Origin of the sequence: Citrobacter sp. Cpo030 (assembly GCF_030333005.1) — a bacterium.
Classification (GTDB): Bacteria; Pseudomonadota; Gammaproteobacteria; order Enterobacterales; family Enterobacteriaceae; genus Citrobacter; species Citrobacter portucalensis.
Genome location: NZ_JAOWGT010000050.1, coordinates 142,517 through 156,652, shown reverse-complemented (window position 1 = coordinate 156,652; position 14,136 = coordinate 142,517). Strand labels below are relative to the sequence as shown.

Genomic DNA, 14,136 nt, shown 5'->3' with positions numbered 1-14,136 from the left:
GATGCTCAGGCCGAGATCCGCCGTCTCCAGAAAGAGCTGAAACGGGTTACCGACGAACGGGACATATTAAAAAAAGCCGCGGCGTACTTCGCAAAGCTGTCCGACTGAGGTACGCCTTTATCCGTGACAACTCCTGTTGCTGGCCTGTTCGCCTGCTCTGTCGGGTGCTGGATGTTCATCCCAGTGGTTTTTACGCCTGGCTTCAGCAGCCGCATTCACAACGCCATCAGGCAGACCTGAGACTGACAGGACAGATTAAACAGTTCTGGCTGGAGTCGGGATGCGTCTATGGTTATCGCAAAATCCATCTGGATCTGCGTGACAGCGGGCAACAGTGCGGAGTAAACAGAGTCTGGAGACTGATGAAACGTGTCGGAATAAAGGCTCAGGTCGGATACCGAAGCCCGCGGGCACGTAAAGGCGAGGCCAGTATCGTGTCACCCAACAGGCTCCAGCGACAGTTCAATCCGGATGCTCCTGATGAGCGTTGGGTAACGGACATAACCTACATCAGGACCCACGAAGGCTGGCTGTATCTTGCCGTTGTTGTTGATCTGTTCTCACGCAAAATTATCGGCTGGTCCATGCAATCCCGGATGACAAAGGACATTGTCCTGAACGCACTGCTGATGGCTGTATGGCGGCGTAATCCCGAAAAACAGGTGCTGGTTCATTCGGATCAGGGCAGTCAGTACACAAGCCATGAGTGGCAGTCGTTCCTGAAATCACACGGCCTGGAGGGTAGCATGAGCCGTCGCGGTAACTGCCATGATAATGCGGTTGCAGAAAGTTTTTTCCAGTTGTTGAAACGTGAACGGATAAAGAAAAAGATCTACGGAACGCGGGAAGAAGCCCGCAGTGATATTTTTGATTACATCGAAATGTTTTATAACAGTAAGCGTCGGCATGGTTCTAGCGAACAGATGTCACCGACAGAATATGAAAACCAGTATTATCAACGGCTCGGAAGTGTCTAGATTATCCGTGGCGATTCAAATTTCATGAAGCATGGTAACCTCGCTTGTATAGTCTGGAAGATTATCTTTAATGTAATTTAGGGTTTTTGCTGGCACTGAAAGCACTCTCATCTCTGGTTTTATCCGGTTTTCTACTTATCTTCCCCGGATTAATGTTTGTAAAATCATTGATAACGCTGTCAATTAATTGCTTGCGTGTGCCATCTATTTCACTGGCCTGCATAAGTCGCAATTGCTTAATCACTGCAGCTAACGAAACGTCTGTATGCATTCGCAAAATTTCTAGCACAGCCAAACCTGTAATTTCATGTTTCAGGCGTTCACTATCAGTTTTCTTCATAACTCCTTCACTACTTACCCCTATAAGTAAGGGGTTTGTTTTATTCAAAAAGCAGGCCAATTAACGCATTGTAATGTTTCTGTTCTTTCTCCCCGGATGCTTTTTCAAGACGACACAGAAGCTTGGTGCAAAGTGATTTGCGGTTCAGATTTCGTCCATCCTTGAGTATCTCAGTGACGATTTCTCCCAATGTTTCCTGTTGAGTTGGCAGATGCGCCTTCGCAAAGTAACGAGAAATCGCGCTTGCAGTATCAGTGCGAACGGTATGCTGCTGCATGTCATGCTCCTGTAACAAAATGCTGGTGAATATTAAGTTTTATAACAGTAGCAAAGTTGTACCAAAAATGTGTACAACACGAACCATCAATTTTTATCAAAAAGTGCTAAATCAATACAATCAACAACTTGCATCAATATACAACCACATAAAATCAAATTCATTTGTACAATTCACTTCTTTTAACAAATGAATTCGATCTGTTTAAGGACCTTTGTTTGTAAAAATAAAGTTAGAATAATGTATTAGAATCAGGACATAAGCTGGTTTGTTTGATACTGTCCATACCTCTTCCCTTCCCTTGATCCCGGACTGCCCATGCTCACGACCATTATTTACCGTAGCCATCTACGTGATGACGCCCCCCTCAGAGCGCTTGAGGATATGGTGACAGCCGCAAATCTAAAAAACCGGCGATCCGATGTTACGGGGATTTTACTCTTTAATGGCCGCCACTTTTTCCAACTGCTTGAAGGTCCTGAGGAGCAGGTAAAAGAGATTTATCGTTGTATATGTAGCGATCCACGGCACCACAATATCGTTGAGCTGATGTGTGATTACGCGCCTGCGAGAAGATTCGGAAAGGTGGGGATGGAGTTATTTGATTTACAAAAACATGAACGCAATGACGTCCTGCAAGAGGTACTTAACAAGGGAACATCAAAATTTCAGCTCACCTATGATGACCGGGCATTACAGTTTTTCCGCACATTTGTCCTTGCGACGGAAAAATCGAGTTATTTTGAAATACCTGCGCCTGATTACTGGAGTTTTATTGCCGACAACTCTTGTACTCTCCTGGATGAAAGCACACTCCCGTCCAATATCGATTTCAGCTTTGCTTTTCAACCCATTATCGATCCTATGTCGCAGCGCGTCATTGCTCTGGAAGCACTTATTCGTGGTAGAGACGGTGAAACGCCCGCAACTTATTTTGGCAACTTAAATCCTGAAGAACTGTATACCGCGGATCTGCAAAGCAAAAAGGCTGCTTTTGCAATGGCAAGCGCGCTGGGACTTAACGACAAAATGCTGTCAGTCAATCTGCTCCCCATGACCCTGGTAAACAAATCCGATGCAGTCAGCTTTCTGATAAACGAAATCGCGGCGCACGGACTGGTGCCTGAACAAATCATTGTAGAGTTTACCGAAAGCGAAGTTATATCGCGCTTTGATACGTTCGCGCAGGCCGTAAAGTCACTCAAGGCTGCGGGGATCTGTGTGGCGATAGATCATTTTGGGGCAGGTTTTGCCGGGCTTCAGCTTCTGTCTCGTTTTCAACCCGACCGAATTAAGATAAGCCGCGAGCTGATCACGGATGTGCATAAAAGTGGACCAAGACAGGCCATCATTCAGGCAATTATCAAATGCTGCACTTCACTGGAAATCATGATTTCCGCTGTCGGCGTTGAAAAACCTGAAGAGTGGATGTGGCTTGAGTCCGCAGGTATTGAAATCTTCCAGGGTAACCTTTTTGCACAAGCCTGCCTGAATGGTATTCCGTCTGTTGCATGGCCAGAGAAAAATGATTTCTCAGCGTCAAAATAACTAACGCATTGTTATAAATAAACAATCACCACAACCGCCCTCATGCTGAACATAAAAATTCAGCATTTGCTCCCTGCGTGATAGTAAAGTAAATCTTATTTTTGCTAGAATCCTCTGTATGTTTTGTACAATTTGATGCATGTTGTACAAAATAACAGGAACCGCATATCGGTGACGGAGAATCAGGAGTGTTCGGGGGAACTATGGCTTATTACAGCATTGGGGATGTCGCAGAACGTTGCGGGATAAATCCTGTCACCCTTCGGGCATGGCAACGACGTTACGGTTTACTCAAACCTCAACGCAGTGAAGGTGGCCACCGACTCTTTGATGAAGAAGATATTCAGCGTATTGAAGAAATAAAACGTTGGATTAGCAATGGCATACCTGTTGGGAAAGTTAAGGCATTGCTGGAAACCAGTACCCGTCAAGCTGACGACGACTGGAATCAATTACAAGAAGAGATGATGAGCATTCTTCGCATGGCGCATCCACCGAAGCTGCGAGCCAAAATTACCGCACTCGGTCGTGTTCACCCTGTAGATGCGCTGATCGATCACGTTTATCGCCCCGTACGTCAACGGCTGATACTTGACCATAATACATCTCGCATAATGAACAGCATGCTTGATGGCGCATTGATTGAATATGTTGCCACACTGCTGTCTGAAACGCGGCGCAAGTCAGGAAAGGATGCCCTCCTGATGGCCTGGGATGTTGAAGACAGAACCCGTCTGTGGCTCGAAGCCTGGCGCTTATCGCAATCTGGTTGGCACATTGCCGTTCTGGCTGAACCCATTGAATCGCCAAGACCCGAACTTTTCCCTGGGCAAACCCTTTTTGTCTGGACCGGTATTACGCCAACCCGCAGACAAAATGAACTGCTCCAACACTGGAATGAGCAAGGTTATAAGGTCATTTTCCACAGCCCATAACCTACACGTAATACGTGTAAGATAAATAATACAACTCTCATTTTGTGGGTGGTTATTTTGAGTACCATCCAGGGAATATGTTGCCCTCTATCCTCCTGACTTAACCTCGGCCATAGCATAAAAACAAAACAATATACTAACCCATTGGTATTATTTTTTTGCAGACGACATCACCTTTTTCCTAAGTAAAATTCATTAGATCAACTGGCGTACGTCTAATACTTATTCTAGGGTTAAATTATGTCTTCTTGTGCCACATTATTGTTTTTCTAAAGTAATAAATGTGGTTATTTGAAAAAGGTAAAGGATATGGCTCTAGTCTTAGACAAACGCTTAATTCTTTGTTGCTGCGCCTTTTCCATTATTTCTGTGGCTAATGCAGCAACCGTTAACGGAACATTTCAGGTGCTGATGACGATTCAAAAGGCCTGTACCGTGACTGCCGGATCGGCTTCAAATATTACACTTGGTCCGGTGAATACCACGGCGACAAATACCAGTGCAAGCAACACTATTTCAATTAATTGCTCAAAAACCACACCCTATTTTATCGGTCTGGCACCGTCGGCTGCCAATGGAGGGACGACAACGGGTTCGGGCGCCATGTCCTCCGTAGCTAACGCTGCCACCAATACCGATAAAGTGCCCTATCAGCTAAATCGTACGTCAGCAACAGGTCCGGTGTGGGGGAATACCGCCACCGACACCGCACCAGGAAATGGGGTAGCGGCGACGGGTACAGGTCTGGCGCAAACGTATACTGTTTATGCCACCGCACCGAGCGCCAACTTCACTCCTGACGACTATGCCGATACGGTAACGGTTAACGTTAACTACTAACTTCTGGAAGCCATATGAGAGTAAAACTGCCTGTAAAGCAGTGTGCCTGCGCATGCCTGCTAGGGATGGTTGCGAGCGTCAATCTAGCCACCGCCAGCGGACTGCAAATAGCCCCGGTCACGTTAACGTTGCAAGCGACGCAAAATGCCGATGGTATCTGGCTGAGTAACGCGGGTGAAAATGTGCTCAATGCCCAGGTTCGGGTTTTTCGCTGGAGTCAAAGCGCTTATGACGACAAACTTTCCCCCTCTCAGGGGCTGGTGATTAGCCCGCCGATGTTGGCATTAGCCCCAGGAGAACGTCAGTTGATTCGAGTTATTCGCACAAGCCCTCCCTCGGCACATGCCGAAGACGCTTATCGTTTATCGATAGATGAGTTACCGCCTGCAAAAGTCGAAAAAAACAAGCTTCAGTTTGTGCTGCATTATTCTGTTCCTGTTTTCATTCAACCAACATCAGCGGCACAAACGCAGGCAAAACTACAATGGAAATTACAACAACTGGATGGCAAAAAATTTATTGAAGTCAGTAATCAGGGAAATGGGCATGCACAGTTATCTGCTGCAACATTTATAAGCCCTGATGGTACTAAAAAAGTCATTACACCCGGACTATTAGGCTACGTTTTACCCGGCTCAACAATGCGCTGGATAGTCTCCCCGTCAGCCAGGAATAATCATTATGGCGGGAAAGTTGAAGTCACAATCAATGGCCAAAAAACAGTACAAGATCTGTAACAGATCCTGGCTTCTGGTGAAATATTGCTTTCTCAATGGAGTATTAATATCGGGAATGGTTTGCGCACAAACGCTGAATAATAACCAGAATGAAAGTGGTGTTATTAATAGCGCCTCGCAGATTACGGGTGTCGATTTGTATCTCGACGTCACCTTAAATGGAAATCCCGTTGGGCTGGTACATTTTGGCTACGATAATGGAAAGCTTTATGCAGGAGCAGATACTCTGCGTAAAATGGGCTTTCGCTTTGCTCCAGACGCCACTAACGCCGTCGGCCTGAACGATATCCCCCAGCTAACCATTGACTACAACGTTCAGTTGCAAACGCTCTCGCTTACTGCGCCACTCAGTTCACTCGATCTTGCGACCACGCAGCTTAACTCGCCCACCGAAACCGTGCCAACGGCAACAACATCACGCGGGGCGCTGCTCAATTATGATATCTATACGCAACAGGGGGATGAAAGCGCAATCAATACCTTCAGCGAAATTCGCGCCTTCAATGCGGCCGGCGTGCTCAGCACCACCCAGTTGACGCAGTACTCTACCGAGGAATATGCCGATAACAGCGTTGAGCGCCTTGATACCAGCTGGCGTACGTCATTTCCTGATTCGATGTTGGCGTTAACCGTTGGCGATACCCTGACAAGTTCACTCATCTGGTCCCGACCGACGCGAATCGGCGGCATTCAGATAGGCACCGATTTTGGGTTGCAGCCCTATATGCCAACCACCCCGCTTCCAGCATATCTGGGATCCGCGACGTTACCGTCAAACGTTGAGCTGTACGTCGACGGCGTCAGGTACTACAACGGAGAAGTCCCCGCAGGTAGCTTTCAGATCAACACAATGCCTAACATCAGCGGCGCGGGAACGGGTCAGGTAATGATGACAGATGCGCTGGGCAGAACGAGCGTACAAAATTTCTCGTTCTACAACGATCAGCAACTCCTGCGGGAAGGATTAACCGCCTGGTCGGCAGAATTAGGCACGGTACGCGAAAATTATGGTTACTCCTCTTTTGATTATGCCAGCGCACCAGTATTGAGCGCTACGTGGCGTCGCGGGTTTAGCAATACGTTCACCGCCGGGACTCATGCGGAAACCAGCGATGGACTGATTAACGCGGGCTTCAGTAACGACTGGATCCCGGGAACCCGCAGCGGCACGTTTTCGACCTCACTTGCCGCAAGTACCGACTCAGGAAAGAACGGTTATTTGTACAGTTTTGGTTACCGTTGGTCCGGTGAACGGTTTAATTTCAGTACCAGTACCACGGCAACTTCCGGCGATTATCGCGATGTCGCCACCCATTACGGCGAGCCGCCTCCCACGCTTAACAGCAACACAGTCATTGGCTATTCGTTGGAAGCAGCCGGTAATGTCAGCCTGAGCTATTTGCAGTTTCGTTATCCACACGAAAATGCGGTGCGCTACGCCAACGCCAGCTGGTTTAAGTCTGTTACAGACAACATCTCACTGAATGCCGGATTCAATCAGAACATTGACGATAACCGCGATCGCAGTCTCTATTTGATGGTGACGATCACGACCGACAACAATCTGAGCGCCAGCAGCACCCTACAACGTACCAACGACGAAACCGGCTACCAGCTCAATGCCAGCCTGACGCCCCCTGCCGACGGCGGCTGGGGCTGGAATCTGGCCGCCAGTCAGCAGGCTTCCCGGCAAAGTGGCCAGGGAGAAGTGGGATATCTGGGACGTTATGGTAAAGCGTACGCGGGATTCAGCCGTTTACCGGATAACCATTACGGTTATGCAGGCGCAACCGGATCGCTGGTGACCATGGGAGGCGGCCTGTTTGCAGCAAGAGAAATCAATAATGGTTTTGCCGTGGTTTCAACTGACGGCGTGCCTGATGTTCCGGTCAAATTGCAAAATAACCTGATTGGTCGCAGCGATGACCAGGGACTACTGTTGGTCACGCCGCTCAACAGTTATCAAAAAAACCTGATCAGTATTGACCCGATGGATCTCCCCACCAATGTGCGGATCGCACGCGTTGAGACGAATGCCACGCCAGCCGATCGTTCCGGTACCTTGGTTAGCTTTGGCATCACCCCCGTCCGCGCTGCGCAGATTATCCTCGTCGATAATCAGGGTAAGCCAATTCCTGAAGGCAGCATGGCTTACGCCATCAACGGAAAAGGACAATCGTCTGTCGTTGGCTTTGATGGAATGACATGGTTCGACACCCTGGAGCAGCACAACACGCTGCGCGTTGAGACGGACACCGGTAGTTGTCGCGTGCAATTTGACTATCCCGCGTCAGCAAAGGGGATTACGCAAATAGGCCCACTGGTTTGTCGCCCACACTAACAGGAGTGCGCTCATGAGGTTAAGACATTTGCTACTCATCGCTGCCGTACTTTTTTGTCCGGCAATTAGCCATGCGGTAACCTGTTCGGTGAGCAATGTGCAATCCATAAATTTAGGTTCGGTCAATCCACTGTCTGCGACAGGCGCAACGTCATCAATGACGTTCAGTTACACTTGCACCAAAGAGCTTGGTGACGTGCTGGCAGGGATCAATCTCTGTTTTAATATTGGCGCCTCGGCCGTCAGTGGCCAGGTGACACCGCGAAATATGTCGTTAAGCGGAAACCCCGCCAGAACGCTGGCATACCAGCTTTACCAGGATAGCGGGCGCACCAAAGTCTGGGGCAGCCAGTATCAGTCGGGAACCACTTTTCCCATGGTACAGCTTAACCTGCTGAATCTGACGCCAGTGACAGGTTCACTCACGGTATCGGCGCAGATCGTCACGCCACAAATCGCCGCCGTCCCCGGAAACTATCAGGATAGCTATACGGCGGCGACAGCCCTTGTCACCCTTAATCCTGGATTGCTTTTCCCGCCGACCACCTGTGGTGATACCGTTGCCGCCAGGTTTCCTTTCACCGTCACAGCTGCTGTCAGCAAACAGTGTAATATCACCTCCGCGACTAACATCAGCTTTGCTCCCACCAGCGGAACGGGTCGTAATCTCACGGCGTCAAATAACGTAGGCGTAGCCTGCTCTAATAACACGCCTTACACCATCGGACTTCAACCCTCCAACGGCAATACGGCAGGCAGCGGCGTGATGGCAGGCACGGGGTCAAATACGGATAAAGTCCCCTACCAGCTTAGTTCGACGCCAGGTCCTTCCGGTACGATCTGGGGCAATACTGCGCTTAATACCGTTGCGGGCAGCGGCACGGGGACAACGACTACCTACCCGGTTTACGCCACCGTTCCCAGCGCGAACTACACGCCAGACAACTATGCCGATACTGTCACCATCGCCGTGACCTACTGACGCCCAGCTTAACAGCAATAAAGCAAACACATTTTATTATCATATTATTTACTTTTAGAGGTGCGTCATAAATCTGACAAATTGCGATTTTTACAAGTTATGCATATTAAACTACATAAACCGCAAAAAAAACCGCGATGACAGCCAAAATAAAGAATAACTATTCACCACCAAGCCAAAATCCACACTACTCATACCGATAATCCGTGTTAGCCAGGCAGGCCGTTCTATGAAAAAAATGTTAAATTTAGGTTTATATGGTGAGATTCACTGTATACCACGGCCAAATTAAGAATATATTACTTTTATAACTAAGGTTTATCATGGATAAGTTATCTTACGCTTCAGATAGCAGCACATCTGCCTGGAATACCTACCTGCAACAAATCGAGCGTGTGGCCCCTTACCTGGGCGAACTTTCCCATTGGGTGGACACCCTGCGCCACCCAAAACGCGCGCTGATTGTCGATATCCCGGTGCAGATGGATGACGGCACTATCCGTCATTTTGAAGGGTATCGCGTGCAACATAACCTTTCCCGCGGTCCGGGCAAAGGCGGTGTGCGTTATCATCCTGATGTTGATCTTAATGAAGTGATGGCCCTGTCTGCATGGATGACCATCAAATGCGCAGCGTTGAATCTGCCGTACGGCGGAGCCAAAGGCGGTGTGCGCGTCGATCCGTTCTCACTTTCTGAAGGTGAACTGGAGCGTTTAACCCGCCGTTATACCAGCGAAATCGGCATTATCATTGGGCCGCAGAAAGACATTCCTGCCCCGGATGTAGGTACTAACGGAAAAGTCATGGCCTGGATGATGGATACCTACTCCATGAACCACGGCACCACCGTGACCAGTGTGGTCACCGGTAAACCTATTCACCTCGGCGGCTCGTTAGGGCGTGATAAAGCCACCGGTCGCGGCGTTTTCGTCAGCGGTCTGGAAGTCGCGCGTCGTGCGAACATTGAAGTTGAAGGCGCTCGCGTGGCGGTACAAGGTTTTGGTAACGTCGGCAGCGAAGCCGCCCGCCTGTTCGCCGCAGCGGGTGCGCGTGTCGTCGCTATTCAGGATCACACCGCAACGCTGTTTAACTCCACGGGTATCGACATGACCGCGCTGTCTGCCTGGCAGTTAGAGCACAAACAGATTGCCGGTTTCCCAGGCGCTGAAACCATCGCCAGCGAAGCCTTCTGGAGCGTGGAGATGGATATCCTGATCCCTGCCGCGCTGGAAGGACAGATTACCCGTCAGCGTGCAGAAATACTGACCTGCAAACTGGTACTTGAGGGCGCTAACGGCCCGACTTACCCGGATGCCGATGATATGCTGGCAAGCCGCGGTATCATCGTGGTACCTGACGTCGTATGTAACGCAGGCGGCGTAACCGTCAGCTACTTCGAATGGGTCCAGGATATGGCAAGCTTCTTCTGGAGTGAAGAAGAGATCAACAATCGCATGGACAAAATCATGACTGATGCGATGGTGCACGTATGGGAAAAAGCAGCTGAGAAATCCTGCTCCCTGCGTACCGCAGCCTACATTGTTGCCTGCGAACGCATTCTGCTGGCACGTAAAGATCGCGGAATTTATCCGGGCTAATACCGATAATTTCCCCTCGCATAAACCACCTGCCAGGCAGGTGGTTTTTTTTAGCAAAATCCTGCACATAGTCTATCCCCATTAAATACTGCCCGATCTCTCATTTTCGCTGTTTTATGCACCGCTACGTTTCAATATGGAACGTTATAAAATGATGGCGTTCCGTATTGAAACGCCCTTCACAGCAATTTTCTTTTGCGTACCCGTGTGCAAAATTACCTTATCGGCAGCGAGCGGTCGCCGTGACGTTGAACCAACCGATACCCTACATCAGATGCCTGCCCGAATTTGGCAGCCATCCAGGACTGTCTGCGGAGCATAAATAATGAAAAAATTGATCAACCGTGTTGAAGACGTACTGAATGAACAACTCGCCGGACTGGCGAAAGCGTATCCTTCCCTGGCATTGCATCAGGATCCGGTATATGTCACCCGCGCAGATGCGCCGGTGATGGGCAAAGTTGCACTGCTTTCCGGTGGCGGCAGCGGACACGAACCTATGCACTGCGGCTACATTGGTCAGGGCATGCTCTCTGGCGCCTGCCCGGGTGAGATTTTTACCTCCCCCACGCCGGATAAAATGTTCGAATGCGCCATGCAAATTGACGGTGGCGAAGGCGTGCTGCTGATAATCAAAAATTACACCGGCGACATTCTTAATTTCGAAACCGCTACCGAGCTGCTGCACGAAAGCGGTGTCAAAGTCACCACCATGGTGGTGGATGACGACGTGGCGGTGAAAGACAGTTTGTATACCGCCGGTCGACGTGGCGTGGCGAATACCGTATTGATCGAAAAACTGGTCGGCGCGGCCGCCGAACGTGGTGATTCGCTGGAAGCCTGTGCGGCGTTGGGCCGTAAGCTGAATAACCAGGGCCACTCCATTGGCATAGCCATTGGTGCCTGTACCGTTCCAGCCGCCGGACAACCGTCTTTCACGCTGCAGGATAACGAAATGGAATTTGGCGTAGGTATCCACGGGGAACCGGGCATAGACCGTCGCCCCTTCACCTCTCTCGATCAGACCGTTGATGAAATGTTCGATACCCTGCTGGAAAACGGTAACTACAGCCGTACACTCCGCCACTGGGACAACGTCCAGGGCGCGTGGCAGGAAGGTAAAGAAAGCAAGCGGGCGTTACAGAGTGGCGATCGCGTTATTGCGCTGGTCAATAATCTCGGCGCGACGCCGTTGTCTGAACTCTTCGGCGTATATAACCGCCTCGAAAGCCGTTGTCAGGATGCAGGCATTGTCATTGAGCGCAACCTGATCGGCTCTTACTGTACCTCTCTGGATATGACCGGTTTCTCGATCACCCTGTTACAGGTAGATGACGAAACGCTGAGCTTATGGGATGCACCGGTTCACACCCCTGCTCTCAACTGGGGTAAATAAGGAGATTTATGATGTCCCTCAACAGAACGCAAATTGTTAACTGGCTCTATCGTTGCGGCGAGATCTTCACCACAGAAAGTGATTTTCTCACCGGACTTGACCGGGAGATCGGCGATGCCGACCACGGTCTGAACATGCATCGTGGTTTCAGCAAAGTCGTTGAAAAGCTGCCGTCCATCGCAGACAAAGACATCGGCTTTATTTTGAAAAACACCGGTATGGTGCTGCTCTCAAGCGTCGGCGGGGCCAGTGGACCGCTGTTTGGCACCTTTTTTATTCGCGCCGCTCAGGTGACTCAGGCTCATCAAAGCCTGACGCTTGAAGAGCTGTATCAAATGATGCGTGATGGCGCAGAAGGTGTGATTAGCCGCGGTAAGGCTGAACCTGGCGACAAAACCATGTGCGACGTCTGGCTGCCAGTAGTCGAGTCCTTACGCCAGTCCTGCGAGCAGAAACTGAGTGTACAAGCAGCGCTGGAAGCGGCAAGCCAGCAAGCGGAAGCCGCAGCACAAAGCACCATCACCATGCAGGCTCGCAAAGGCCGTGCCAGCTATCTTGGTGAGCGCAGTATTGGGCATCAGGATCCCGGCGCAACATCGGTGATGTTTATGATGCAAATGCTGGCTCAGGCGTCCAGAGAGTAAGGATAAAGCGATGGTAAACCTGGTTATTGTTTCGCACAGCGCCCAACTGGGCGAAGGCGTCGGTGCGCTGGCCCGGCAGATGTTAATGGGCGGTGATTGCAAAATCGCCATTGCCGCAGGCATTGATGATCCTGAGAATCCGATTGGCACCGATCCGATCAAGGTGATGGAAGCCATCGAGTCCGTGGCCGATACGGACCACGTGCTGGTGATGATGGATATCGGTAGTGCATTACTGAGTGCGGAAACCGCGCTGGAACTGCTCGACCCTGGCATTGCCGCCAAAGTGCGTTTGTGCGCAGCACCACTGGTTGAAGGCACACTGGCCGCGACGGTTAGCGCCGCCGCGGGTGCTGATATCGATCGGGTCATCCGTGATGCCATGAACGCCCTCGACGCCAAATGTGAGCAACTGGGTTTACCTTCGCCATCCGCAGCGAAACCCGCATCTGCTGTACAGTCTCCCGATGCAGATGCCCGTTCTGTTGCCATTGTGGTGAAAAACCCTAACGGCATCCACGTTCGCCCGGCTTCGCGGCTGGTTTCCGCGTTGTCTGGTTTTAACGCCGACATGTGGCTGGAGAAAAACGGCAAGTGTGTGGTTCCTGATAGCCTGAATCAGATAGCTCTGCTGCAGGTTCGCTGTAATGACACGCTGCGCCTGATTGCCAAAGGCGAACAGGCAGAGGATGCGCTAGCCGCATTTAAACAGCTGGCAGCAGAGAATTTTGGTGAATCGCTCGAGTCCGCTAATGCTGATAACAAGGCAGCTCAGGCTCCCTCAAAAGTCACGGGGACGGCATTCTGTTACACGCCGTTCTCGCCCGAGGTAAACCCGCAGTTAGCCGCATCACTCCAGGCTGAGCAGCAGCGATTACAGACCGCTATCCAAAGTACGCTGAACGATCTGAGCGAACTCACCGCACTTGCTGAAGAACGATATTCCGCAGATATCGCTGCCATCTTCTCCGGTCACCACACGCTGTTGGACGATCCTGAACTTTTTGAAATGGCCTGCGATGTAATGCGCGAAAAGCAGTGCAGCGCCGCCTGGGCCTGGCATCAGGTGCTGAGCGATCTCAGCCAGCAGTATTTACAGCTCGATGATCCTTATCTGCAGGCGCGATACATTGATATTGAAGATTTGCTGTCTCGTTCACTGCAGCATTTGACGGGAGAGAGCGCACAAATTCCCGCATTTTTGCGCCCCACTATCCTGGTCGCTGATGTCATTTATCCGTCTACGGTACTGCAACTCGATCCGAAGACCATCAAAGGTATCTGCCTGCGGGACGGCAGCGAAGCCTCGCATCCGGCGATTATCGCTCGTGAAATGGGTCTGTGCTGGATGTGTCAGCAAGGCGCGGCTCTCGATAGCATCAAGATGGGCGATACTCTGACCATTGACTGTGTCACACAGCGGATAACCCGCGCAAACTGATTCCGAAGCACACCCTTTCCAACAAAGGGTGTGCTTCTTCTCTATTCACGTCGGGAAATGTCTGTTTATTCGCAAAATGG

12 protein-coding genes and 1 pseudogene are annotated in these 14,136 nt (G+C 50.4%); 11 read left to right on the top strand and 2 right to left on the bottom strand.

Going from position 1 to position 14,136, the window contains the following annotated elements; genetic code table 11:
* Window positions 1-977: pseudogene (locus tag OGY37_RS08605) on the top strand (IS3 family transposase); the annotation flags it as partial.
* A 67-nt stretch (window positions 978-1,044) separates the two neighbouring features.
* On the opposite strand, the gene OGY37_RS08600 reads toward OGY37_RS08605, so the two are convergent.
* Both OGY37_RS08600 and ycgZ read right to left on the bottom strand, forming a co-directional pair.
* Window positions 1,045-1,317: a hypothetical protein gene (locus OGY37_RS08600; protein ID WP_008784991.1), complete on the bottom strand. Its 273-nt coding sequence runs from the start codon at window positions 1,315-1,317 to the stop codon at window positions 1,045-1,047.
* A 40-nt stretch (window positions 1,318-1,357) separates the two neighbouring features.
* Complete coding sequence (ycgZ, locus tag OGY37_RS08595) at window positions 1,358-1,594, bottom strand: regulatory protein YcgZ (protein ID WP_003833500.1); 237 nt, start codon at window positions 1,592-1,594, stop codon at window positions 1,358-1,360.
* 318 nt (window positions 1,595-1,912) lie between these two features.
* On the opposite strand from ycgZ, the gene OGY37_RS08590 reads away from it, so the two are divergent.
* The 10 genes from OGY37_RS08590 (at window position 1,913) to dhaM (ending at window position 14,056) form a co-directional block, all read left to right on the top strand.
* Entirely contained in the window at window positions 1,913-3,142 is a 1,230-nt protein-coding gene (locus OGY37_RS08590) for a diguanylate phosphodiesterase (protein WP_286620570.1), read from the top strand.
* Between the two features lie 203 nt (window positions 3,143-3,345).
* On the top strand, window positions 3,346-4,077 hold the full coding sequence (locus tag OGY37_RS08585; protein WP_286620568.1) for a MerR family transcriptional regulator: 732 nt from the start codon (window positions 3,346-3,348) through the stop codon (window positions 4,075-4,077).
* A gap of 309 nt (window positions 4,078-4,386) precedes the next feature.
* Window positions 4,387-4,917 (top strand): Csu type fimbrial protein, encoded by a 531-nt coding sequence (locus tag OGY37_RS08580; RefSeq protein WP_003833507.1) that lies wholly within the window; start codon window positions 4,387-4,389, stop codon window positions 4,915-4,917.
* Between the two features lie 14 nt (window positions 4,918-4,931).
* Window positions 4,932-5,654 (top strand): fimbrial biogenesis chaperone, encoded by a 723-nt coding sequence (locus OGY37_RS08575; RefSeq protein ID WP_003833508.1) that lies wholly within the window; start codon window positions 4,932-4,934, stop codon window positions 5,652-5,654.
* A gap of 55 nt (window positions 5,655-5,709) precedes the next feature.
* A complete protein-coding gene (locus OGY37_RS08570; RefSeq protein WP_284968710.1) occupies window positions 5,710-7,995 on the top strand; it encodes a fimbria/pilus outer membrane usher protein in 2,286 nt (761 codons plus the stop codon).
* 13 nt (window positions 7,996-8,008) lie between these two features.
* Window positions 8,009-8,977, top strand: a complete 969-nt coding sequence (locus OGY37_RS08565) for a Csu type fimbrial protein (RefSeq protein WP_286620563.1) — start codon at window positions 8,009-8,011, stop codon at window positions 8,975-8,977.
* A 323-nt stretch (window positions 8,978-9,300) separates the two neighbouring features.
* Window positions 9,301-10,575, top strand: coding sequence for a Glu/Leu/Phe/Val family dehydrogenase (locus tag OGY37_RS08560; protein ID WP_032943729.1), 1,275 nt, complete (start codon window positions 9,301-9,303; stop codon window positions 10,573-10,575).
* Window positions 10,576-10,900: 325 nt separating this feature from the next.
* Window positions 10,901-11,971, top strand: a complete 1,071-nt coding sequence (gene dhaK, locus OGY37_RS08555) for a dihydroxyacetone kinase subunit DhaK (RefSeq protein ID WP_003833521.1) — start codon at window positions 10,901-10,903, stop codon at window positions 11,969-11,971.
* Window positions 11,972-11,982: 11 nt separating this feature from the next.
* Complete coding sequence (dhaL, locus tag OGY37_RS08550; RefSeq protein WP_020996617.1) at window positions 11,983-12,615, top strand: dihydroxyacetone kinase subunit DhaL; 633 nt, start codon at window positions 11,983-11,985, stop codon at window positions 12,613-12,615.
* 10 nt (window positions 12,616-12,625) lie between these two features.
* The gene (dhaM, locus tag OGY37_RS08545; RefSeq protein ID WP_063940851.1) at window positions 12,626-14,056 is read left to right on the top strand and encodes a dihydroxyacetone kinase phosphoryl donor subunit DhaM; all 1,431 of its coding nucleotides are present in this window, start codon (window positions 12,626-12,628) and stop codon (window positions 14,054-14,056) included.
* Window positions 14,057-14,136: the final 80 nt, after the last annotated feature.